The organism is Rheinheimera pacifica (assembly GCF_024809855.1).
Taxonomy (GTDB): Bacteria; Pseudomonadota; Gammaproteobacteria; order Enterobacterales; family Alteromonadaceae; genus Alishewanella; species Alishewanella pacifica_A.
Map to the genome: position 1 here is coordinate 117,237 of NZ_JANUEM010000006.1, position 23,679 is coordinate 140,915.

The following is a 23,679-nucleotide window of genomic DNA, read 5'->3' on the forward strand; positions in this document are numbered from 1 at the left end:
GACTGCTCAAAATGCCAGCGTTTAGAGGTGTTAAAGCTTGCAGAAAAAACCCAGCCTAAGCTGGGTTCATATTATTTAAGTGCGTTGATTCTATCCTGCGCCAGCTTCGCTGAAGTAGCGTTGGGCTGTTTTTCCAGCAGCTGGCGATAATATCGCAGTGCTGTATTTTTGTCGTTCTCGCGCTCTGCCACCTGCCCTAATTTTAATAAGGCATCGGCCACTTTACCGGAATCCGGGAAGTTCTTCACTACCCGCTCAAAATGCGTCTTCGCTTTAGCCAGTTCATTATTGTTAAATAACAACTGTCCCAGCCAATAGTGTGCGTTAGGCGCATAGCCTGAATCAGGGTAACTCTTGATAAAGCTTTCGAACTCAGGAATTGCTGCATCATAGCGGCGATCTTTCAGCACCATATTTACCGCTTTATCATAGGCTTCATTTTCTGAAACATCAGATGAATACACTGCAGTGCCCGTAGCTGGTGCCGGGGTATTAACAGGTATGGTCGGTATATTGGCAGACGGCGTTGTCTGTATAGCACTGACACGCCGGTCTATTTCCTGATAAATATCGCGCTGACGCTGCAGGATTTCGTCAAGCTGATACGTATGTGTTTCAGTTACTCCGCGCAGCTCGCTAACTTCATCCAGCAACAATTGTAGCTGTTGTGCCATACGAAGCTGTGCTTCTGACCTTGCTTCAACAATACGTTCAAGCGCAGTTAAGCGTTGTTCTATAGAACCCGCAGGCTGAGCCTGTTGAGTAGTGCTAATAGCCGTTCGGTTGCGGTTAATATCAGTAACCGGTGCCGGATTTGCGATAGCACTGGCGTGAGCCAGTGTTATCGCTGTAAGCAGAGTATATTTCACTGTCATGCGTATCAATATAGTAATGAGTCTGGATTAGTAGACTAACACTGCACGACGGTTTTTAGCAAAGCCTGCTTCGCCACGTGATGTATCAGCTGGCTTTTCTTCACCGTAGCTTACAGTTGAGATTTGGCCAGCAGAAACACCCAGGTTTTGCAGATACTGTACTACAGAAATAGCACGACGCTCGCCCAGAGCGATGTTGTACTCTGGTGTGCCGCGCTCGTCAGTGTGGCCTTCAATAGTAACGCGAACACTTGGGTTAGCAGTTAAAAACGCACCGTGAGCTTGCAGTACTTCAATAAACTCAGGACGTACAGTCGCTTTGTCAAAATCGAAGTAAACTGTATTTTCCTGACGCAGAGCTTCCAGCTTCTGGCGTAACTGCTCAGCTGGGCTTACCGTTTGGCTGGCGGTATCCACTTGCACAGTCTCGCGGCCAACACCAGAGGTATCAGCATCAGATGCGTCAGTTGAAGAAGTTGAGCTACAAGCAGCCATGGTCAGCACTGGTAATGCAATCAATAAACCTTTTAACACTTTATTTAATTTCATGATGTTGTCCTTAGTATTTAAATGTAATAACGCTTTTCTTTTATAAAAACGGCGACCACGACGGAGATTTAACTTGCCCTTCTACCGCCGGCAGACGCGCTTTAAAACGACCGTCCATAGAAACCAGTGCTAACACCTGCGAAGAACCATGAGTGGTACTATAAATAATCATAGAACCATTTGGCGCCACGCTGGGTGACTCGTCCAGATTTGTTTTTGTTAACACTTGCATAAAACGGGTCTGACGATCCATTTTTGCAATGTGATACTGACCTCTGGTGCGATTCACCATTACAACCGAATGTCCATCCGGAGTGTAAGAGCCCGCCAGATTCATTTCACCTTCAAAGGTTAAACGTCTGGTCGCACCCGTTAACAAATTTACGCTATAAAGTTGCGGATTGCCACCTCGCTCCGAACTAAATAGCAGCTCCTTACCATCAGGCGACCACGACGGTTCAGTGTCGATAGCGCGATGATTTGTTATCCGCGTCAATGCCTTGGTAGCAACTTCCATCACATAGATTTCTGCATTTCCGTCTTTCGACAGCACCATGGCTAAACGCTTCCCGTCCGGCGACCATGCTGGCGCACCGTTAATACCCGGTGAACTGCTTAACATAGTACGACGTCCGCTATAAATATCCTGAATATAAATCTGTGACTGGCGTTTCTCAAATGTTACATAAGCCAATTTGGTGCCATCAGGCGACCAGCTTGGCGACATTAATGGCTCTCTCGAGCGCAATAACACTTGCTCATTTGCACCATCATAATCAGCAACAACCAATTGATAAGGGAACTGTTGATTACGATTTACCAAAACATAGGCAATTTTGGTTAAAAATGCTCCGCGCTCACCGGTCAGCTTTTCATATACTATATCGCTGATACGGTGGGCATACTGACGGAATTGGCTGCCATTAATGATGGTTTCCCGGCTATCAAGAATATGAGCATTACTGCCGGTTAAACGGCCAGCATTTAATGATTGCCTGTCTGCGCTGTTACTACCCTTTAAAACATCAATTAATTCAAAGCTAACAGTATAACGATCAATACCGATTTCTGTTATCTGGCCAATAACAATAGCCTCAACACCTTCACGTGCCCAGGCTGCGTAATCAATTTGTGCTGACGTTGGTGGCCGCTGTGGCATTTTTATACTGGCCAGCGGGCTAAATTTGCCGCTGCGCATCAGATCCGCCGCAATCACTTCATCTATACGCTCTTTAGGTAAATTAGCGCCTTTAAAAGTAAATGGTAGTATTGCGATTGGCCGGGCAGAGTCGATACCCTCGGTAATCACAATTTCTAAAGATGCCTGAGCAACTGAACTTAACATCAGCAATATAATAACAACTGCATTTCTGAACAATTTAAACATAATCAAAATTCTGGACTCACCGTTAAGTTAATGTCTTTCAACTGGTTATACACATCCGGGTCTGGCGACACAGGCAAAGTACCTGCGCGGTTTACAGCCCGTACAGCGGCGTCACATACTGTTTTGTCACCGCTGATAACACCAACATTAGTAACAAAACCATTACTCGCTAGGCGAATATTTATCCGGCACGACCGGCCACGCATACTTTCATCAACCAACAAATTTCGCTGCACTGCATCGCGTATCAGCGCTGTATAACGCTGCACTTCGGTTGCAGCCTGCCTTGCTCTGGCAGCTGAACGGGCCTGAGCTTCTTTAGCCATCTGCTCTTGCATAGCTCTTTCCTGCTCAGCACGCTCTTTCGCTTCTGCAGCCTGACGGGCGCGCTCCGCAGCCGCTTTTTCTGCTGCTTCCTGCTCAGCTTTACGTTTTTGCTCTGCTGCTTTGGCTGCGTCTTCCGCTTTTTTCCGCTCTTGTTCTTTTGCTATTCTGGCTTGCTCTGCTTCACGCGCTTTAGCCGCTTCCTGCTCCTGCTGCTTTTTCGCATCTGCTGCAGCAGCTCTGGCACGCTGCGCTTCTTCATCTGCCTGGCGTTTCTCAGCAGCTACCCGCTTCAAACGTGCTTCTTCTTCGGCACGATTTCTTTCTGCCTGCTGCGCCCGGCGTTCTAAATCACGAATACGCTTTTCTTCAGCAGCACGGGCGTTGTCACGCTCCTGCTGCATTTGCTGTACCCGGCTGTTTAACTGCTGCTGATCTACCGCTACGGCTTCAATTGGTGCTTTGCCTTCAGATTCCTGGCTAACACTCACCATTTCAGGCGTACTGGAAAAATCTGCACCAAAAACCAGCACTATCACTATAGCCAAATGCAGACCAAGCGATTTTGCCAGTTGTGGATCTATTGCAACAGCCATTTTAATTTGAATCCACGTTATCTGTCATCAGGCCTACAGAAGGTGCACCGGCACCTTTAAGCACATTGATCAGGCGGATAACAGCATCATAACTAACCTTACGATCACCCTTTACTATCACTTGCGTACCCGGCTCTATTTTCAGCCAGCTGGCTACTTCCACCGTTAACTCAGCCGCAGTAAATGGCCCCTGCTGTTTGCCATCTTTCTCAAAATAGTACAAACCGTCCTGATCTACTGTGGCGACAAGCGGTGTTTTACCGTCTTGCATTTGCTTTATAGGCTCTGCTGCTGATTTAGGTAATTCTACCTTCACGCCCTGAGTAATCAGCGGCGTGGTTACCATAAAAATAACCAACAGCACTAACATAACATCGATATAGGGCACTACGTTTATTTCAGCCTTTAAACGACGTTTTTTACGTACATACATCAGGCAGCTTCTCCGCCGTTAGATACAGCCTGCCGGTGCAGAATATTGGCAAACTCTTCAACAAAGTTGGCATAGCTGCTTTCCAGCACTTCTACCTGATGTGAAAATTTGTTGTAAGCAATTACCGCAGGAATTGCAGCAAATAAACCAATTGCCGTGGCAATAAGTGCTTCGGCAATACCCGGTGCTACCATTGCAAGCGTAGCTTGTTCTACGGCACCTAAAGCAATAAATGAGTTCATAATACCCCATACTGTGCCAAACAGGCCGATATAGGGGCTGATAGAACCAACCGTCGCTAAAAACGGTAAATGCATTTCCAGCCGCTCTACCTCGCGCGATAAGCCAACCCGCATTGCACGTTGCGTACCTTCCATTACAGCGGCAGGTTGCCGGCTGTTGGTTTTATGCAGGCGGGCAAACTCTTTAAAACCGGCTTTAAACAGGGCTTCTAAACCATTGTTGGATGCTCTGGCACTGACTTCGTTGTATAACTTAGCTAAATCAACACCCGACCAAAATTTATCTTCAAACTTCTTTGCCTCAACCACAGCTTCACTTAAGGCTTTACGGCGGCGGAAAATCATAGTCCATGACATTACTGACATTGCCAGTAAAATCAACATAACCAGTTGCACAACAAAACTGGCCTCGATCAACAAACTTAAAATAGAAATTTCACCTGCCACGCGCTAACACCTCTGACACTTCGGCCGGAAAAGCCCTTGCCTTCATCTCCTGTAGTGAAATACAGGCTACTTTAATACGTGCTGAACAAATTAACTCTGCAGCACCATTATGAATATTTTGCTCAAAAACCATACTAGCTTGCTTTAAGGTACTGATTTGGCTATACACCGTCAATAATTCATTAAACCTCGCTGGCTTTTTGTTATCCATTAAAACTTGCGTAACAACAAAAGCGACATTATTTGACAATAATAAATCCTGTTCAATACCCAGGGCGCGCAACCATTCGGTGCGCGCTCGTTCAAAAAATTTTAAATAATTAGCATAATATACTATCCCCCCTGCATCGGTATCTTCATAGTACACACGCACAGGGAATGTAAAGACTGTTTCTGACATGAGCATTCACTTTAATTGCTGCATATGATAAGTAAGCCGGAGCACTAACTCAATTGCCTGACAAGCAGAACGGCAACTATATTTTTCTTCATCGGCTACTTGTAATTTTCATTTGTTTCTGTTGACCCATATCACTTTGTGAGGTTCCGTAAAAAATACATTTTTTATGCCTCATTTAATCTTATATGCCAGACACACTTAGCCCAACACCTACTTATGGAAACCCGATAAAAAGTAATGTGCCGTATCTTCCATGCTAAAGATTAACCCTAGATGAACAGCACCCTTGCGAGGAGACTAGCCCACATATTGGCTAAATTTAACGCGAGCCCACCACATCAACGCATTAGTTTTTTTAATGTCGCGACGCTAAATTTTCTCGTTTGAAGTAATTACTCGAAATCCTTATTATTACACCTGTGTTCTGAGCTAGCGCAAAAGTGAGGCAAGAAGTTACCGCACTTTAGTGAAGATCATTTGGCAGCGAGATTTGTGTTATTACCAAATTTTGTTGCTGCTTAAGCATGTTCCCTGGATTTTTTGAAGCACTCCTTCAACTTGTTGTATTGCCCGCTCCCTGAGCGGGCTTTTTTTTATTCCCGCCCCATTTTAACCCGCAGTGTTGTTGGCTGCATTCGATCATTCCAATCACACAGGAAACTATGTTCATGGGGTCGCGCTGGCGTTCCAGCTCGCTCATTTGCTGCCTAACTGCAGCTTAAACTGGTTAGGGAATGTCTATTTACTAATCTGTTTGCGGTAAGTCAAAGCCAAAGTGCTGATACGCCCGTAGTGAGACAATACGGCCGCGCGGGGTACGCTGAATAAAGCCCTGCTGTATTAAAAATGGCTCTATTACATCTTCAATAGTATCTTTTTCTTCGCCAATAGCGGCAGCTAAGTTATCTAGGCCAACCGGGCCACCCATAAACTTTTCAATAATCGCCAGCATAAGCTTACGGTCCATATAGTCGAAGCCTTCAGAATCAACATCTACCATTAACAGCGCCTGTGCCGCTATGTCTACCGTTACCTCACCATTGGCTTTAACCTGAGCATAATCGCGCACACGGCGTAGCAAACGGTTAGCGATACGGGGCGTACCACGCGAGCGCCGGGCAATTTCTGTCGCACCGGCTTCGTCTAACACTAAGTTGAGAAAATGTGCTGACCGCAGAATAATTTGAGTTAACTCTGCTACTTTATAAAACTCCAGCCGCTGCACTATGCCAAAACGGTCACGCAGCGGTGAGGTTAACGCACCCGCCCGAGTAGTGGCACCAACCAGGGTAAAAGGCGGTAAGTCCAGCTTAATAGAGCGAGCCGCCGGGCCCTCGCCTATCATAATATCCAGCTGATAATCTTCCATTGCCGGATAAAGAATTTCTTCCACTGCTGGGCTTAAACGATGGATCTCATCAATAAACAGCACATCATTGGGCTCAAGGTTGGTTAGCAGTGCCGCCAGATCACCGGCTTTTTCCAATACCGGGCCGGAAGTAGTTTTAATATTTACACCCATCTCATTGGCTACAATCATTGCCAGTGTCGTTTTACCCAAACCCGGCGGGCCAAATATCAGCAGGTGGTCCAACGGGTCCCCCCGGCCACGGGCTGCCTCAATAAAAATGGCCATCTGCTGACAAACATGCTCTTGCCCGGTGTAGTCGGCCAGGGTTTTGGGCCTTATCGCGCGGTCAATTACCTCGTCTTCGCGGGTGGCACTGGTTTGAATTAAACGATCAGCTTCTATCATGGCTTACATCATGCTCCGCAGCGCTGCTTTAATAAGCTGTTCACTGCTCATTCCGCTTTGTTTAGTCTTTTGTACAGCTTTATCAGCTTGCAACTGGCTGTAACCCAGCGACACCAAGGCGCTGGCTGCATCTTGCTCTGCACTTTGCTCAGGGCTGAAAACCGCTTCATCATCTTGCAACACTAAGCCATCGGTAACCGGCGTGTTGGGCGCTATGCCCCAGTCTTTTAACCGGTCACGCATTTCTACCACTAAACGCTCTGCCGTTTTTTTGCCCACTCCCGGTAACTTCACCAGGGTGCTGACATCGTCAAGTTGGACACAGCGCACAAATTGCTGCGCGGTCATACCGGATAATATCGTCAGCGCTAATTTGGGGCCGACGCCGTTGGCTTTAATAAGTTGACGAAACAGTGCGCGCTCAGCCTGATTAATAAAGCCGTATAGCAACTGCGCATCTTCACGTACAACAAAATGGGTATAAATAGTAGCTTCAACACCTATAGCCGGTAGCTGATAAAAGCTGGTCAGCGGTAGCTGTACTTCATAGCCGACACCGGCCACTTCTATTAATAAGTCCGGCGCCTGCTTTTCCAGCAAAATACCGCGTAAACGTCCAATCATAAGGTCTGCTTATAGAATAAGGTGATAAATCTGCTTAGCGTAACCGGCCACGCACGGTTTTACGCGCCTGCCCAGCCAAACTGATTAAACTCTGCTGAGTATGCCCATGACACAGGGCTACTGCAAGCGCATCGGCGGCGTCGGCCTGCGGGTTAGCCGGTAATTTGAGTAAGGTACGTACCATATGCTGCACCTGGGCTTTGTCAGCAGCGCCGGTGCCAACCACTGATTGCTTAACCTGACGCGCTGAGTATTCGTACACCTCAAGCCCGGCATGTTTGGCAGCAACAATGGCAGCACCGCGTGCCTGCCCCAGTTTTAACGCGGAGTCGGCATTACGCGCCATAAACACCTGTTCAATAGCAAAAATAGTTGGCCGGGTTTGGCTGATAATTTCGCTGACACCATTGAAAATATCCAGCAAGCGCTCAGGTAGTAAATCAGTAGTGGTAAGCCGGATACAACCGCTGGCGACATACTCGAATTTCATGCCTACCTGGCGCACTACACCATAACCGGTTAAGCGGCTGCCAGGGTCAATACCCAGAATAATATTCACTATTGCGCCACGCTTAACCGTGCTCGGCCATCAGTTCGTCACTGATATCGGCATTGTGATACACATTTTGCACGTCGTCTGAGTCTTCCAACTGATCAAGCAGTTTAAAAAACGCCGCCACATGATCAGCATCTACCTCAGCGCGGGTGGCAGGTATTAAGGTCACTTCGCTGCTATCAGGCATAAAACCGCCAGCTACCAGCGCGTCTTTCACATCATTAAACTGCTCAGCAGCTGTCAGCACTTCAAAGCTGCCATCTTCATGGCTTAGGATATCTTCGGCACCAGCATTCAGTGCCGCTTCCATCAAGCTGTCTTCATCCATGCCGGGAGCAAACACCAGCACGCCACGGCGGCTGAATAAATAGGCTACTGAGCCGCTGGTGCCCAGGCTGCCGCCAGCTTTAGTAAACGCATGGCGTACATCAGCTACGGTACGTTTATGGTTGTCAGTCATGGTTTCAACAATTACCGCCACGCCGTTCGGGCCATAGCCTTCGTAAACTAACTCTTCGTAGTTTTCACCCTCGCTGGCACCGGCACCGCGCTTTATAGCGCGATCTATGGTATCGCGGGTCATATTTTCTGACAGGGCTTTATCTACCGCCAAACGTAGCCGCGGGTTAGCGCTGATATCAGGGTTTAAGCGGGCAGCTACGGTTAGCTCGCGGATAATTTTGGTGAAAATTTTATTCTTTTTCGCATCCTGACGGGCTTTGCGATGCTTCATGTTCGCCCATTTACTATGGCCGGCCATCAGTTACTCCTTAGTTGTGGCAGCAAAATTGCTGCCACGGTATTGCAGGTAAAATGGTAAAACTTATTGTGCTTTCGCAACCACAGCTATGCCCAGCTCTGCCAGTTGCGCCGGGTTAGCGGCGCCGGGGGCGTCGGTTAACGGGCATGCCGCAGTGGCGGTTTTAGGGAATGCCATTACATCACGAATTGACGTAGCGCCAGTCATTAACATCACCAGGCGGTCCAGGCCAAAAGCCAAACCGGCATGCGGTGGTGCACCGTATTTTAATGCTTCAAGCAGGAAGCCGAATTTCTCTGCCGCTTCTTCATCGCTGATCCCCAACAAGGTGAACACTTTCGCCTGTACTTCAGCAGTATGAATACGCACCGAACCGCCACCCAGCTCGGTACCGTTTAATACCATGTCGTAGGCATTAGATAACAACTTACCCAGCTCAAGTTCACTATTGGCGGTATCTAAAAACGCCGCCGTGTCCAGCGGTGACGTAAAGGGGTGATGCACAGCAGAGAAGCTGCCATCGTCGTTTTCTTCAAACATCGGGAAGTCCACTACCCACAGAGGCTTCCAGCCAGGCTGGGTAATGCCTAAATCTTCACCCAGTTTTAAGCGCAGCGCGCCCATGGCTTCACAGACCACTTTGTAGCTGTCGGCACCGAAGAAAATTAAATCGCCGTTGCTGGCACCAGTACGCGCAATAATAGTGCTGATAATATCTGGCGTTAAAAACTTGGCCACCGGTGATTGCACGCCCTCCGCGCCTGCGGTGACATCATTAACCTTCATCCAGGCTAAGCCTTTGGCACCATAAATACCAACAAAACTGGTGTAGTTATCAATATCTTTACGCGATACTTTTTCGGCAGCGCCCGGCACTTTTAGCGCCACTACACGACCTTTGGCGTCGTTGGCCGGGCCGGAGAACACTTTAAATTCAACATCTTTGAGCAAGTCGGCCACATCGACAAACTGCATTGGGTTACGCAGATCCGGCTTGTCTGAACCATACAGACGCATGGCTTCCCAGTATGGCATACGTGGCATCTTGCCTAAATCAATGCCCAGCAACTGGTTAAACATCTGTTGCACCATCTGCTCAGTCACTTCCATGACCTGCTCGGCGCTCATAAACGAGGTTTCAATATCGATCTGCGTAAATTCCGGCTGGCGATCAGCACGTAAATCTTCATCGCGGAAACATTTTACGATCTGGTAGTAACGATCCAAGCCTGACATCATCAGTAATTGTTTAAACAACTGCGGTGATTGTGGCAACGCAAAAAACTGGCCTTTGTGTGTGCGGCTGGGCACTAAATAGTCGCGTGCGCCTTCCGGCGTGGCTTTGGTTAAAATAGGGGTTTCAACATCCATAAAACCGTTGCTGTCCATAAAGTTACGCACAAAGCTGGTGACTTTAGCGCGAAACTTTAACCGATCGCTCATCAGCGGCCGGCGCAGGTCAAGGTAACGGTACTTTAAGCGCTGCTCTTCACTGTTGTTCTGGTTGGAGTCCAGCGGTAATGGTGCAGCTTTATTAAGAATAACCAACTCACTGGCATACACTTCCACTTCGCCGGTGGCCATATCTTTGTTAATTTGCGAATCAGGCCGGGCCCGTACCTGGCCTTTAATCTGAATACAGAATTCATTGCGCAGTGTGTAGGCAACGTCAAACAGGTCTTTTAAATCCGGGTCGCAAACAACCTGCACCATGCCTTCACGGTCGCGCAGGTCTAAGAAAATCAAACCACCCAGATCGCGGCGCCGGTTAACCCAGCCGCATAAAGACACTTGTTGCCCAACATGTTGTGCGGTTAATAAACCGCAATAATGGCTACGCATTAAACCTTCCTTCTACCTTACTAATCAGCGGTACTAAAATGACGGCTAATTATATAGAAATGACGCCTAATGTCACTGCCCGCTTACGAAAACACCGCTCTGGAAAAACAGTACTGGTTTTTACCCTGCTGCTTAACCCGGTACATCAGGCTGTCGGCTACTTTCAGCAATTTGGCACTATCGGTACCATCATCGGGATAAATGGCAATACCAATGCTGGCGCCAACTCTAACTTCACCTACCGAAAGGGTTACCGGCTGGCTTAGCCGATGCAGCATTTTTTCTGCCACTATGGCGGCGTCTTCACGGCTAAGCAGGCCGGTCAGTAACACCACAAACTCATCGCCGCCAAAACGGGCAACCGTATCGCTTTTTCTGACTGCATCTTTGAGCACCAAAGCAAGTTTCAGCAGCAGTTCATCGCCGACATCATGGCCATACAGATCGTTTACTTCTTTAAAACCATCCAGATCGATAAATAACAATGCCAGAATTTCATTGTGCCGGGCATGTTGTAACAATGCCTGCTCTATCCGCTCTTTAATCAGCCCGCGATTAGGAAGCTGCGTTAAATCATCATGTGTGGCCATAAAACGCATTTTTTGTTCAGCTTGCCGGCGCAACCGCACTTCTTTGCGCAACGACAAATTCCAAATCACAAAAAATGTCAGCAACGCCAATGCCACACCACCAATTTGCCACATCATGCGGTTAAATTGCGCTTTGTTAATACCCTGCGTTATCTGAAAGCTAAACCACTTTTGATACAAATGCTGCCGCTCTGCCTGGCCAATGCTGCGCAGCCCCTTGTTGAGGATCTCTATTAATGGCTGGTAGTCATTGCGTACGGCAATTAACGACGGGTAAGACGGCAGATCATCCAGCACCTGCACGCGCAGATACATATAACCTGTTTGGCGCAACATTTCGCTGGCGGCCTCAACAGAATCGATAACAAAATCAACTTCATGTTGCAGTAAAAGATCCAGTGCCCGACGCAGATCAACCACTGGCTTTACATCAATTTGTGGATAAACGTCATTAAGATGTTTAGCTAATTGATAGTCTTTATATATTGCCACCCGCTTGCCATTCAGATCAGAGGTACTGAGCACTGTTGCAACATCTCCCCGGCTGATAGCCACCCATTGTATTGACCAGAACTCGTCGCTGAAGACCGCATAACTTTTACGGTCTTCCAGCTGTGAAACGTTAGCAATAAGATCGAGTTTTTTCTGCTGTAAATCAGCCAGCATAACGTCGAACTGGCTATACATACTGATATCAAAATCAATGTTCATCCGCTGGCTGAGCAAATTAAACATATCAACAGTAACACCGGCCGGATTGCCATCTGTGTCTATAAATTCCATTGGAGCCCAGTCACTTAGCATACCAACACGTAGCTTATTATGCTTACTCAGCCAGTCGGCTTCTTTAAGCGATAGCGGTACTTTGTCGCGAAAAGCCGCAAAATAATATTGTGCCCGATCCCTGATCCAGCGTTGTTCTGCCTGTATCAGCGTATCCAGCTTCAATGCAGCAAACCCCTGACGGATATGCTCTGCCAATTCAGGTTTATCCGCTCTGACCAGGCTATACAACGGCGAATTAACGCTGCTTGATTCCAGCCGGTTAAAGCTGTCCCAAACATTTAATTGCTGCAAGCGCATTGGCATAGTAGCTGAGGCACCAAAAAAACCCAGTAACTCTCCGTTTAAGGAGGCATCCAGCATCTCGTTCAGGGTGCGATATCTGGCAAATTCCAGTTGCGGGTAGCGCAGTTGTAATTCCGCCACATAAGGCGCATTTTCAAACACCCCCACTTTACCTATGCTGGTATCATCTAACTGTTTTAGCTGCAATTTTGCCGGGCTGAAAAGTTCTGAATTAAAACTATACAACTGATGCGCATCCAGCAGATTGTCGGGTAGCCCTTTGTTATCAGGAAAAGCGACTACTACGTCAATGCGGCCTTTTTGCAGGTTACTCAGATTATTGAATGAAGTGTCTGGTACAAAAGCGATTTTTGTACCGGTTTGTTCAGACCACTGTTGCCACATATCAACAAACAGCCCTTGCGCCTCGCCCTGCAGCGAGACATGCATATACGGCTGGTTATCAATAGACACACCAAGCAATAAGGTATCCTGCTCAGCAGGCGTGCCCAGCCAGCGTCTTTCCAACTCATCAATAAAGCTACGGTTAAGCCGCGCAGTAGCAGCAGCCAATTGCTGCGCCAGTTGTTGATTGGCTGGCATCACAGCATATACCAGCTCCATCTTGCGCAAAGCAATACGGCGGAACAAAGGAAACTTACGATTAAGTTCTTCATAGCGGGGATCATAAGTAGGAAGCCTGTCCAGGCTGGTGAAAGCAGCAACTTTTCCATCCAGAGCAGCCTGATACAACGCCGTAATATTGGGAAAATACATAAAGTTACCCTGCGGCAACTGTTGTTTTAACGCCGCCAGATGGCCGGTATTTTCTACCACACCGATCACAAAGGGCTGCAGATCTGTTAAGGAATTAACACCGGTTAAATCACGCATTACATAGATATTGCTAAATGCATCTACATTAAGCTCTGTTAGCTTAAACATCGCTTTACGTTCCGGCGTACTGGCCATAGCCCCGTGTAACTGTACATCGCCTTGTCGTAACAGTTTTAATGTGTCAGGCCAATCAGCAGCAATAAAGTCTATCTGAATGTTTTCCCGGCGCCCTACTTCGCGCCAGTAATCAACTGCCAGCCCGGCCACCTCACCTTCAGCATTGGTAAACATATAAGGATAAGTGTCTGCACTTAATGCCACCTGCAACCTTGCCGGCAAGCCGGTTTCAGACGCATAAGTCTGTGCCAGCGCAAACATCAGTAACAAAGCAAAGATAGATTTACCAATCATTATGTTATGCTTCCCAGCCTTAGTCTGTTAGTTGTACGCCGCCACGGTAATAAGGTCAAGTTAGCTATGTTATATCTCGGCTGCCCGGTATGGGCTAACCCAAAATGGAAAAATACTATCTACACTGTGGACGCCAAAGCAACCGACTTTTTGCCGCAATATGCCCGTTATTTTAACAGTGCCGAAGGCAACACCACCTTTTATGCTGATCCATCAGATGATACCTTAAAACGCTGGCAGCAAGACACGCCAGAACACTACCGTTTTGTCCTGAAAGTGCCGCAGCGCATCAGCCATCACGGTGCTGCAGACAGCCTGCTGCAGTTGGCTGACTGGCTTAAACGTATGGCAATACTTGGTCAGAAGCTGGCACTGGTGCATTTGCAACTGCCTGCCCGTACAGGCCCGGCCGATTTTGCTCATATCAGTACACTGGTTGAACAGATTGGCCAACAGTGTCGCTGTGCACTGGAAGTACGGCATCCGGCCTTTTTTGACAAAGGCCAATATGAAATTCAACTGCACAAAATGTTGCAGCACTATCAAGCCGAGCGCGTAGTAATTGACAGCAGAGCCTTATTTTCAGTGCCGGCAACCAATCAGGCATTAATTGATGCACAGGCCAAAAAACCACGGGTGCCGGTACATGCGATAAGTTTCAGCCAAACGCCGGTGCTAAGGTTTATCGGCACCGATGATATGGCCGTAAACCGGCAGTTTTATCAGCCATGGCTTACTAAAGTGCAGCAATGGCTCGATGAAGGCAAAAGCCCGTTTTGCTTTTTCCATACGCCGGATAACCATTTAGCGCCGCAACTGTGTCGCCAGTTTGCACAGGATTTAGCTTATCCTCACAGCTGTCTGGAACCCTGGCCCGGCGAGCAACAATTCAGCTTGCTGTAGTTTTGCAGTATTTAAGGTAAAATAGCGCCACTTATACTGCTTCCTACCGACACGTTTTTATGCAAAAAGATGCCATTTTCGCCGAGCCACTGGCTCATATTCAGGATTTTCGTTTTGACGATCAGGTTGCTGATGTATTCCCCGACATGATCCAGCGCTCTGTGCCCGGCTATCAAACTATTATCCAAACCATTGGCAAACTAAGCGGCCGTTTTCAACAGGCTGACAGCAATTACTATGATCTCGGTTGTTCTTTAGGCGCTGCAACTCTGGCCATGCGGCGTAATATCACTGCAGCTAACAGCCGTATTATTGCGGTAGATAACAGCAGCGCCATGGTAGAGCGCTGCGAGCGACATTTGCAGGCGTTTCGCTCTGATATACCAGTTGAGGTAAAACTGGCAGATATCCGCCAGCAACCCATTGAACAAGCCGCCATAGTGGTAATTAACTTTACCCTGCAGTTTTTACCAAAAGAAGATCGTAATACTCTGATTAACCGCGTTTATCAGGGTTTAAAACCCGGCGGTTTACTGATTTTGTCGGAAAAGTTTATCAACCACGAGCCCGTTACAAACGACTTGCTGGTAGAGCTACATCACGACTTTAAACGCGCTAACGGCTACAGCGAGCTGGAAATCAGCCAAAAACGCAGTGCGCTGGAAAACGTAATGAAACCCGACACTCTGGCGGAGCACCAGCAACGCTTGCAACAAGCCGGTTTTACCAGCCAGACACTATGGTTTCAGTGTTTTAATTTCTGCTCAATGGTTGCGATTAAATAATCGTTACTCTTATATAAGGTTAGCTATGCTCGATTTCACGCCCTTTTATGCCCAATTGGCAACCAATAAACTGCACAGCTGGCTGCAGACGTTACCGGCGCAGCTGGCAAGCTGGAGTAAAGACGCCCTCCATGGCGATTTTAAGCAGTGGCAAAAGGTAATCAGCAATCTGCCAACCACCACACCCGGCACGATTGAGCTAAAAACTTCGGTGCAGTTTGGCAACGCAGACGATATTAGCAGCGGTGAAGCGCAGCAAATCCGTTACTTGCTGCAGCAGTTAAAACCCTGGCGTAAAGGCCCGTTTAGTATTCATGGTATTGATATTGATACCGAGTGGCGCTCTGATTTTAAATGGGACCGGGTGCTGCCGCATATTGCACCGCTGGCAAAACGCACTGTGCTGGATGTGGGCTGTGGCAGTGGTTATCACCTGTGGCGTATGCGCGGCGAAGGCGCAAAATTTGTTGTGGGCATTGACCCGTCGCAGCTGTTTTATGCCCAGTTTCAGGCAATTAAACATTTTAACGCCGACCCTGCGGTCAATCTTATCCCGATCGGGATAGACGAGATGCCGGCACTTAAGCAGTTTGATACCGTCTTCTCAATGGGGGTATTGTACCACCGCCGTTCACCGCTGGATTTTCTGCAACAGCTGAAAAACCAGCTGCGCCCTGGTGGCGAGTTAGTGTTGGAGACCCTGGTAGTAGAAGGCGATGAACATACGGTACTGGTACCTGGTGAGCGGTATGCCAAAATGCGCAATGTCTGGTTTATTCCCAGCGTAGCTGCCCTAACGCACTGGCTGCAACGGCTGGGTTTTGACAATGTAAGGCTGGCCGATTTAAACCGCACTACGCTGGACGAGCAGCGCAAAACCGACTGGATGGAAAACGAAAGTTTAATTGATTTTCTTGATGCAACTGATCATAGTAAAACCATAGAAGGCTATCCGGCACCGCTAAGGGCAGTGATTGTCGCCAACGTTTAACGCCACAGGAGCACACGCCCGTCATGCCCTACCGTCCACGTTCAACTCTGGAGCAATGGCGTATACTGCAGGCAGTGGTCGATGCCGGCGGCTACGCTCAGGCCGCTGAACTGTTAAATAAAAGCCAGTCATCACTCAACCATGCCGTCGCGAAATTGCAAAACCAACTTGGTGTTGAGCTACTGGAAGTTCGCGGCCGCAAAGCTTATCTGACAGAAGCCGGTGAAGTGATGCTGCGCCGCTCAAGGTTACTGACACAGCAAGTAGAAGATTTAGAATTGCTGGCCGCCAATATCGACCAGGGCTGGGAGCCGGAAATCCGTATTGCGGTAGAACTGGCCTACCCGCGCCGTTTTTTAAATGAAGCCCTCGCTGCTTTTTATCCGCTTAGCCGTGGTAGCCGTATTCAGCTTATCGATTGCGTTATTACCGGTACCGCAGAAATGATCCTGCAAAAGCGGGCCGATCTGGTCATAGCAGCCTCGGCCGTTATTCCCAAAGGCTATTTAGGTGAGCATTTATGTCATATCCGCTTTATTCCGGTCACCGGCAGCCATAATCCGCTGGCCACAGCAAACCAGATCGACCAGAACGAACTGAGCCAGCATTTGCAACTGGTGATCCGTGATACCGCACAAAAACCGCAGGAAAATATCGGTTGGCTGCGGGCAGAACAACGCTGGACGGTAGATAACTTTTTTGAAGCAATAGAAATTTTGCAACTGGGCTTAGGCTTTTGCTGGCTGCCGGATTTTATGGTGACAGACTACATTACCCGTGGCACTCTGGTGCAACTTAGCCTGAACCAAAGCAGCGAGCGTATGGCAACCATATCGCTGGTAGCCCCCAAAGAAGAAACCCTGGGCCCCGGCAGTAAACAATTACGCCAGTTAATTCTGGCTGCCCATCAAAAATCCTGAGGCAATTTTATGCAACAACAAGAACTGAATAACTTAATGCAGGGCGCGGCCGCAGACGCGGTAAACTATGCCAGAGAAGAACACAATCTGGCGCTGGATCACAGCATAGACAGCCTGCAGCACATTGATATATTGCTAAGCGAATTAAACAGCCGGGAGCAAAAGCAACGTCATTCAGCGGAACTGGTGTTTACATTATGTAATATAATCGGTGCTTATATTGGTGAGTTATTTATCGCCAATGTTGGAGGGCACTGGCAGCATGATCAGACCGATAGTGACGCCCCTTTTGTTTATATACGGCTGAATGACAAAGAATTTCCATTTGCGTCAGTGTGTTATCACAAAATCACCCGCGATAACAGCATCAGTTTATATGATTATGTAAAGCAAGCTATGGCAAATGCTATGCAGTAAGGCTTTTGTCGGCGGCGTTAAGCAGGTAAAATGCCGCCAATTTTTAGCCTTTCCACTTTCAGTCATTCGAGGATTGCCGTGAGCGAGCAGAAAACATCGTTAAGCTACAAAGACGCCGGAGTTGATATTGACGCAGGTAATGCGTTAGTTGAGCGGATTAAAGGCGCAGTCAAACGCACACGTCGCCCTGAAGTTATGGGTGGTTTAGGTGGTTTTGGCGCACTGTGCCAAATTCCGGCCGGTTATAAAGAACCGGTACTGGTATCCGGTACTGACGGTGTAGGCACCAAACTGCGGCTGGCCATGGACTTAAAACGTCATGACGGCGTGGGTATTGATTTAGTCGCCATGTGTGTTAACGATCTGGTAGTACAAGGTGCTGAACCGCTGTTTTTCCTCGATTATTACGCCACCGGCAAACTGGATGTCGACACCGCATCGGCTGTAGTAAACGGTATTGCTGAGGGTTGTTATCAGTCGGGTTGTTCACTGGTTGGTGGCGAAACCGCCGAAATGCCGGGCATGTATCACGGCGAAGATTATGATATTGCCGGTTTCTGTGTTGGTGTGGTGGAAAAAGCAGACATTATCGACGGCAGTAAAGTAAAACCGGGCGATCAGTTAATTGCCATGGCATCTTCCGGCCCACACTCCAATGGTTTTTCGTTAATCCGTAAAGTGCTGGAAGTTAGCGGCCAAAGCCCGGACACCCCGCTTGAAGGAAAATCCCTTGCCGATCATCTGCTGGAGCCCACCCGTATTTATGTGAAAAACCTGCTTAACCTGTTTAAACAGGTACCGGTACATGCGCTGTGTCATATTACCGGTGGTGGCTTCTGGGAAAATATTCCACGGGTATTACCGGAAAATACCAAAGCCGTTATCGATGGCAAAAGCTGGCAGTGGCCAGCCATTTTCAACTGGCTGCAACAGCAGGGCAATATCAGCCGCCATGAAATGTACCGCACCTTTAACTGTGGTGTAGGTATGTTGGTGGTTGTGCCACAGGACAAACTGCAACAGGCCATCAGCATACTGCGTGATGCCGGTGAAACAGTATGGCATCTGGGTGAAATTCAGTCTGCTACGGCAGGCGATGAGCTGGTTATTATTAACGAATAAGGCAACCGATGAAATCTATCGTAGTACTGATTTCCGGCAGCGGGTCAAACCTGCAGGCCATTATTGACGCCTGCAGCAGTGGTTTTATCCCTGGTAAAGTCAGTGCTGTGATATCAAATAAAGCTAATGCCTACGGACTGGTGCGGGCGGGCGAAGCTGGCATCAGTACGCAGGTACTTAGCCACAAAAGTTATGCCAGCCGCGACAAGTACGATCTGGCGTTAGCTGATGCGATAGATCAGCATAAACCCGATTTGGTCATATTAGCCGGCTTTATGCGCATTCTTACACCGGCTTTTGTACAACATTTCAGTGGCCGGTTACTTAATATCCACCCTTCGCTGTTACCTAAATATCAGGGGCTGACAACACACCAGCGTGCTATTGATGCCGGAGATAGCGAGCATGGTTGCAGCGTGCATTTTGTTACCGAACAGCTTGATGGCGGCCCGGTTATTTTACAAGCTAAAGTGCCGGTATTTGCCGATGACGACGCCCAAAGCCTCGCAGAGCGGGTACATGAACAGGAACACCGTATTTATCCGCTGGTGGTTCGCTGGTTTTGCCAAAACCGTTTACAACAGCATTCAGATCAGGCATGGTTAGATGGCAATGTATTAGCAGCCAACGGTTATGCCAATGATGAAGACGAAGACTAACTGGCGCTTATGGGCGCCTTTTGTTGTAATAGCTACACTCTTTTGCAGCGCAGCGAGCGCTGAAACCGTACCGTTAAGCAGTTTTAACGCCGACTACATTGTCTATCGGGCGGGTAAAAAACATGGCGAAGCCAACCGCTATTTAAAAACCACAGAACAAGGCTATCAGCTGGGTTACAGCAGTGATATCAGTTGGATGATATTCTCTGATAAACGCCAGGAAATATCTGACTTTACCGTAACCGATGGTGCTATTCAGCCGCTGCGTTATGTGATGACACGCTCTGGCACCGGACCCAACCGCTACTACGAGCTAAACCTCGATCCTGCTACCAAAGTACTAAGCGAAGGCAAAGCGCGTAAACCTAAAGCCACTGAGTGGCAAAACGACTGGCTGGATCAGATAAGCTATCAGCTACAGCTGGTGCTGGACTTGCGTGCCGGTAAAACTGAATTTACTTACAATGTGTTAAACCGCCATGGTGACAGCAAGCCTTATCACTATAAAGTGGTAGCTGAAGAAATGCTGCCGCTGCCTTACGGTAATATTAAAACCTTACGTATCGCCCGGATTGAAGAAAACAGCGATAAACAGATCTACGCCTGGGTAGCACCAGAGCTTGATTACATGCTGGTGCGTTTATGGCGTGGTGAAGACAACGTCGAGCAATTCGACGTGCAGTTGCACAAACTTGACCTGACGCCCTCTGTTCAGGCCAGCGGTTCACCATAGCGAAACAGCTGGCTCTCCCCTGCAGCCATCTTATGCCATTGTTCATTATTAGTTAGCGGTTCAGTGGCAATAATCGTTACCACATCATCCGGTGTGGTTTCACGGCTAAAATCAATATCCACATCAACATCCGACAACCGGGCAATGCCAAAAGGCGCCCGCCGGGTGATCCAGTGCAGTTTGGTGGTGCAATAGGTTAATAAGTACTCACCATCGGTCAGCAACATATTAAATACGCCCAGCTTTTGCAGCTCTTTACATTTACGCTGGATAAACTTAAATGCCGCTTTACGGCCTGGCGGCTTCTGCGGATATTTTTTGTCCAGTTCGCTGAGTAAATAACAAAACGCCCGCTCGCTGTCTGTGGTTCCCACCGGCACAAAGCGTGCTACCGGCAATTGCTGGTAGCCACTTAGCTGGCCATTGTGGGCATAAGTCCAATAGCGGCCCCATAACTCGCGCGTAAACGGATGGGTATTTTCCAGCGCCACCCGGCCACGGTTTGCCTGGCGTACATGCGCAATAACCGCCTTGCTCTTGATCGGATAATCCGACACCAGCCGGGCAATTTCTGACTGATAACTTGGCAAGGCATCTTTAAAAGTACACACCCCTTTATTTTCATAAAAGGCCACACCCCAGCCATCTTTATGCGGGCCGGTACGCCCCCCCCGCTCTTTTAAGCCTTTAAAGCTAAAGCAAATATCAGTTGGCACATTGGCCGACATGCCCAGTAATTCACACATATGCGTCCTTAGCTGAAAAAGTGCTGCAGCGAAACCAAGCCAAAAGGCTATGCTTAAACGTAGTAGCGTAAGAGTTGTGGCTGAAGTTGACAATGACTTTATGCAACAGCCGCTTTTAGGCTTGCAACTTTAGTTAAAGCGTTTTACTCTTAACCGCATAGTGGTCAGACCTCTCATTGGGAGAAAATAATGGAAGGGTTAGTTTTTTTTGCAGTAATTATCGCCGCAATTGGCATATTGGCGTACAACCGCGCCAGCTTAACAATGTTTACCGCTGTTATTGCGGTAATACTGGCAGTTGGCACGGCATTAGAGGTGGTTGGCACCATAAGCTGGATAATATTTTTACTATTTGCACTGCCGCTGAATATTGCCGCAGTACGTCAGCAATACCTGACTAAACCGCTGCTTAAAGTGTACCGCAAAATTATGCCGGAAATGTCCAGCACAGAAAAGGAAGCCATTGATGCCGGCACTACCTGGTGGGAAGCTGACTTATTCCGTGGTAACCCGGACTGGCACAAAATGCATAACTTTCCGGTACCGCGCTTAAGTGCCGAAGAGCAGGCATTTCTCGACGGCCCGGTAGAAGACGTGCTGGCAATAATGGATGACTGGCACACCACACACGAACGTGCCGATTTAACACCTGAAGTCTACCAGTATTTAAAAGACAAAGGTTTCTTCGCCATGATCATCAAAAAAGAATACGGTGGCCTGGAGTTCTCGGCTTACGCGCAATCTTGTGTGCTGCAAAAGCTCACCAGCAAGAGCATGGTGTTATCCAGCATCGTCGGTGTACCTAATTCGTTAGGCCCGGGCGAACTGCTGCAACACTACGGTACTGACGAGCAGAAAAAACATTATTTACCCCGCCTGGCCAAAGGCCTGGAAGTACCCTGTTTTGCGCTAACCAGCCCTGAGGCCGGTTCAGACGCAGGCGCTATTCCCGATACCGGCATAATTTGTAAAGGCCAGTGGGAAGGCGAAGAAGTTATTGGTATGCGCCTGACCTGGGATAAACGCTATATCACTCTGGCACCTATTGCGACGGTGCTGGGTTTAGCATTTAAACTATACGACCCGGAAAAACTGCTGGGTGATAAAGAAGAGCTGGGCATTACCTGTGCACTTATTCCTGTTAGTACGCCGGGCGTAAAAATTGGCCGCCGTCACTTTCCGCTAAATGTGCCGTTTCAAAATGGCCCTACCCAGGGTAAAGATATATTTGTACCACTGGACTACATTATCGGTGGCGCGAAAATGGCAGGCCAGGGCTGGCGCATGCTGGTAGAGTGTTTGTCTGTTGGCCGTGCTATTACACTGCCATCTAACAGTACCGGTGGCATTAAAGCTGTTGCTATGGCAACCGGTGCTTATGCCCGTATCCGCCGTCAGTTCAAATTGCCAATTGGTAAAATGGAAGGCGTGGAAGAAGCGATGGCACGTATTGGTGGTTATGCCTATATGGCGGATGCGTCTACCACTATGTCTGTTGGCTCAATAGACCTGGGCGAGAAACCGTCTGTCATTTCAGCTATTACCAAATACCATATGACCGAGCGGATGCGCCAGGCCATTATTGATGCAATGGATATTCACGGTGGTAAGGGCATTTGTATGGGCCCCAATAACTACCTTGCCCGCGGGTATCAGGGCGCACCGGTGGCTATTACGGTAGAAGGTGCCAATATTTTAACCCGCAATATGATTATCTACGGTCAGGGCGCTATTCGCTGCCATCCGTATGTACTGGCCGAATTGCAGGCGGCCCAGTTAGATGATCAGGGCGCGGCAGTAACCGCCTTTGATAAAGCACTGTTCGGCCATATCGGTTTTGCTATCAGTAATTTCTTCCGTACCTTCTGGTTATCATTAACCGGTGGTGCTTTTAGCAGCGCGCCTTATGGCGATGCAACGGCAAAATACTATAAGCAAATGAACCGTTTCAGTGCAGCGTTAGCGCTGATGTCTGATGTTGCCATGGGTACCTTAGGCGGTGATTTAAAACGCCGCGAACGTATATCTGCCCGTCTGGGTGATATTTTAAGTATGTTGTACCTGACATCAGCAGTGTTAAAGCGCTACAACGATGAAGGCCGTAAAATTGACGATTTACCGCTGGTGCAGTGGGCCTGTGAAGACAACCTTGCCAAAGCGCAACTAGCCTTAAACGAACTGTTTGATAATTTCCCGAACCGTGTAGTGGGTGTAGTATTAAAACGGGTGGTATTTCCGTGGGGCCGCACCTTACGTAAAGCGTCAGATGTTACTGAACACAAAGTTGCCCGCGTTATGCAAACACCCGGCGAAGCGCGCTCACGTCTGGGCCACCATTTATACCTGAAAAACGAACCGTTAAACCAGTTAGGTTTGCTGGAGCAGGCATTACTGGATGTTCTGGCCGCTGAACCGGTGTTTGACAAGGTTACCCATGCTGCCGGTAAACGCCTGCCGTTCTACCGCCTGAATGAAGTTGCGGAATTAGGTTTACAGCTAAAAGCCATCAGCGAAGCTGAAGCCGAGCAGCTACGGGTGGCTGAACGTGGCCGTTTATTTGCCATTAATGTTGATGATTTTGACCCGGAATACCTGGCAGCAGATAAAACCCTGCGCCAGCAAGGTGCCGGTGCAGTAGAAAAAGATCAGGCGGCATAAATCATTTTTAGCTGATAAAAAACGCCGGTTTTCACACCGGCGTTTTTA

23 protein-coding genes are annotated in these 23,679 nt (G+C 48.2%); 9 read left to right on the forward strand and 14 right to left on the reverse strand.

Features of this window, described 5'->3' with window-relative positions:
* Nucleotides 1-71 precede the first annotated feature (71 nt).
* The 13 genes from ybgF to M2404_RS10400 form a co-directional block, all read right to left on the reverse strand.
* A complete protein-coding gene (gene ybgF / locus M2404_RS10340; protein ID WP_259239652.1) occupies nucleotides 72-875 on the reverse strand; it encodes a tol-pal system protein YbgF in 804 nt (267 codons plus the stop codon).
* Nucleotides 876-902: 27 nt separating this feature from the next.
* Nucleotides 903-1,424, reverse strand: a complete 522-nt coding sequence (gene pal, locus M2404_RS10345; RefSeq protein WP_259239653.1) for a peptidoglycan-associated lipoprotein Pal — start codon at nucleotides 1,422-1,424, stop codon at nucleotides 903-905.
* A gap of 40 nt (nucleotides 1,425-1,464) precedes the next feature.
* A complete protein-coding gene (gene tolB / locus M2404_RS10350) occupies nucleotides 1,465-2,811 on the reverse strand; it encodes a Tol-Pal system beta propeller repeat protein TolB (protein ID WP_259239654.1) in 1,347 nt (448 codons plus the stop codon).
* Nucleotides 2,812-2,813: 2 nt separating this feature from the next.
* Nucleotides 2,814-3,731 (reverse strand): cell envelope integrity protein TolA, encoded by a 918-nt coding sequence (tolA, locus tag M2404_RS10355; RefSeq protein WP_259239655.1) that lies wholly within the window; start codon nucleotides 3,729-3,731, stop codon nucleotides 2,814-2,816.
* A 1-nt stretch (nucleotide 3,732) separates the two neighbouring features.
* Nucleotides 3,733-4,164 carry a protein TolR gene (tolR, locus tag M2404_RS10360; protein WP_068229639.1) on the reverse strand — a complete coding sequence of 144 codons (432 nt, stop codon included), beginning with the start codon at nucleotides 4,162-4,164 and terminating at the stop codon, nucleotides 3,733-3,735.
* Nucleotides 4,164-4,853, reverse strand: coding sequence for a protein TolQ (tolQ, locus tag M2404_RS10365; protein WP_259239656.1), 690 nt, complete (start codon nucleotides 4,851-4,853; stop codon nucleotides 4,164-4,166). The genes tolR and tolQ overlap by 1 nt, the downstream gene beginning before the upstream one ends.
* Nucleotides 4,843-5,253, reverse strand: a complete 411-nt coding sequence (gene ybgC, locus M2404_RS10370) for a tol-pal system-associated acyl-CoA thioesterase (protein ID WP_259239657.1) — start codon at nucleotides 5,251-5,253, stop codon at nucleotides 4,843-4,845. Before ybgC ends, tolQ begins: the two co-directional genes overlap by 11 nt.
* Nucleotides 5,254-5,998: 745 nt before the next feature.
* Nucleotides 5,999-7,009, reverse strand: coding sequence for a Holliday junction branch migration DNA helicase RuvB (ruvB, locus tag M2404_RS10375; protein WP_259239658.1), 1,011 nt, complete (start codon nucleotides 7,007-7,009; stop codon nucleotides 5,999-6,001).
* Between the two features lie 3 nt (nucleotides 7,010-7,012).
* On the reverse strand, nucleotides 7,013-7,633 hold the full coding sequence (gene ruvA, locus M2404_RS10380) for a Holliday junction branch migration protein RuvA (RefSeq protein ID WP_259239659.1): 621 nt from the start codon (nucleotides 7,631-7,633) through the stop codon (nucleotides 7,013-7,015).
* 34 nt (nucleotides 7,634-7,667) lie between these two features.
* A complete protein-coding gene (ruvC, locus tag M2404_RS10385; RefSeq protein WP_215397060.1) occupies nucleotides 7,668-8,192 on the reverse strand; it encodes a crossover junction endodeoxyribonuclease RuvC in 525 nt (174 codons plus the stop codon).
* 13 nt (nucleotides 8,193-8,205) lie between these two features.
* On the reverse strand, nucleotides 8,206-8,949 hold the full coding sequence (locus tag M2404_RS10390; protein ID WP_259239660.1) for a YebC/PmpR family DNA-binding transcriptional regulator: 744 nt from the start codon (nucleotides 8,947-8,949) through the stop codon (nucleotides 8,206-8,208).
* Between the two features lie 63 nt (nucleotides 8,950-9,012).
* Nucleotides 9,013-10,791 carry an aspartate--tRNA ligase gene (gene aspS, locus M2404_RS10395; RefSeq protein WP_259239661.1) on the reverse strand — a complete coding sequence of 593 codons (1,779 nt, stop codon included), beginning with the start codon at nucleotides 10,789-10,791 and terminating at the stop codon, nucleotides 9,013-9,015.
* Between the two features lie 83 nt (nucleotides 10,792-10,874).
* Nucleotides 10,875-13,697, reverse strand: coding sequence for a transporter substrate-binding domain-containing protein (locus M2404_RS10400; RefSeq protein WP_259239662.1), 2,823 nt, complete (start codon nucleotides 13,695-13,697; stop codon nucleotides 10,875-10,877).
* 66 nt (nucleotides 13,698-13,763) lie between these two features.
* Between M2404_RS10400 and M2404_RS10405 the strand changes: the two genes are divergently transcribed.
* The 8 genes from M2404_RS10405 to M2404_RS10440 all read left to right on the forward strand — a co-directional run bounded on the left by M2404_RS10405 (nucleotide 13,764) and on the right by M2404_RS10440 (nucleotide 20,227).
* Nucleotides 13,764-14,600, forward strand: coding sequence for a DUF72 domain-containing protein (locus M2404_RS10405; protein WP_259239663.1), 837 nt, complete (start codon nucleotides 13,764-13,766; stop codon nucleotides 14,598-14,600).
* A gap of 59 nt (nucleotides 14,601-14,659) precedes the next feature.
* On the forward strand, nucleotides 14,660-15,385 hold the full coding sequence (gene cmoA / locus M2404_RS10410; RefSeq protein WP_259239664.1) for a carboxy-S-adenosyl-L-methionine synthase CmoA: 726 nt from the start codon (nucleotides 14,660-14,662) through the stop codon (nucleotides 15,383-15,385).
* A gap of 25 nt (nucleotides 15,386-15,410) precedes the next feature.
* Nucleotides 15,411-16,376, forward strand: a complete 966-nt coding sequence (cmoB, locus tag M2404_RS10415; protein WP_259239665.1) for a tRNA 5-methoxyuridine(34)/uridine 5-oxyacetic acid(34) synthase CmoB — start codon at nucleotides 15,411-15,413, stop codon at nucleotides 16,374-16,376.
* Nucleotides 16,377-16,399: 23 nt separating this feature from the next.
* On the forward strand, nucleotides 16,400-17,296 hold the full coding sequence (locus M2404_RS10420; protein WP_259239666.1) for a LysR family transcriptional regulator: 897 nt from the start codon (nucleotides 16,400-16,402) through the stop codon (nucleotides 17,294-17,296).
* 9 nt (nucleotides 17,297-17,305) lie between these two features.
* Nucleotides 17,306-17,713 (forward strand): hypothetical protein, encoded by a 408-nt coding sequence (locus M2404_RS10425; RefSeq protein WP_259239667.1) that lies wholly within the window; start codon nucleotides 17,306-17,308, stop codon nucleotides 17,711-17,713.
* 78 nt (nucleotides 17,714-17,791) lie between these two features.
* Nucleotides 17,792-18,835: a phosphoribosylformylglycinamidine cyclo-ligase gene (gene purM / locus M2404_RS10430; RefSeq protein WP_259239668.1), complete on the forward strand. Its 1,044-nt coding sequence runs from the start codon at nucleotides 17,792-17,794 to the stop codon at nucleotides 18,833-18,835.
* Nucleotides 18,836-18,843: 8 nt separating this feature from the next.
* Nucleotides 18,844-19,494, forward strand: a complete 651-nt coding sequence (purN, locus tag M2404_RS10435) for a phosphoribosylglycinamide formyltransferase (RefSeq protein ID WP_259239669.1) — start codon at nucleotides 18,844-18,846, stop codon at nucleotides 19,492-19,494.
* Nucleotides 19,475-20,227 (forward strand): DUF3108 domain-containing protein, encoded by a 753-nt coding sequence (locus tag M2404_RS10440; protein WP_259239670.1) that lies wholly within the window; start codon nucleotides 19,475-19,477, stop codon nucleotides 20,225-20,227. Before purN ends, M2404_RS10440 begins: the two co-directional genes overlap by 20 nt.
* Here M2404_RS10440 and M2404_RS10445 read toward each other — a convergent pair.
* On the reverse strand, nucleotides 20,206-20,973 hold the full coding sequence (locus M2404_RS10445) for a class II glutamine amidotransferase (protein ID WP_215397049.1): 768 nt from the start codon (nucleotides 20,971-20,973) through the stop codon (nucleotides 20,206-20,208). The genes M2404_RS10440 and M2404_RS10445 overlap by 22 nt on opposite strands.
* Nucleotides 20,974-21,162: 189 nt before the next feature.
* Here M2404_RS10445 and fadE point away from each other — a divergent pair, with 189 nt between their 5' ends.
* Entirely contained in the window at nucleotides 21,163-23,631 is a 2,469-nt protein-coding gene (fadE, locus tag M2404_RS10450; RefSeq protein WP_259239671.1) for an acyl-CoA dehydrogenase FadE, read from the forward strand.
* Nucleotides 23,632-23,679 lie beyond the last annotated feature (48 nt).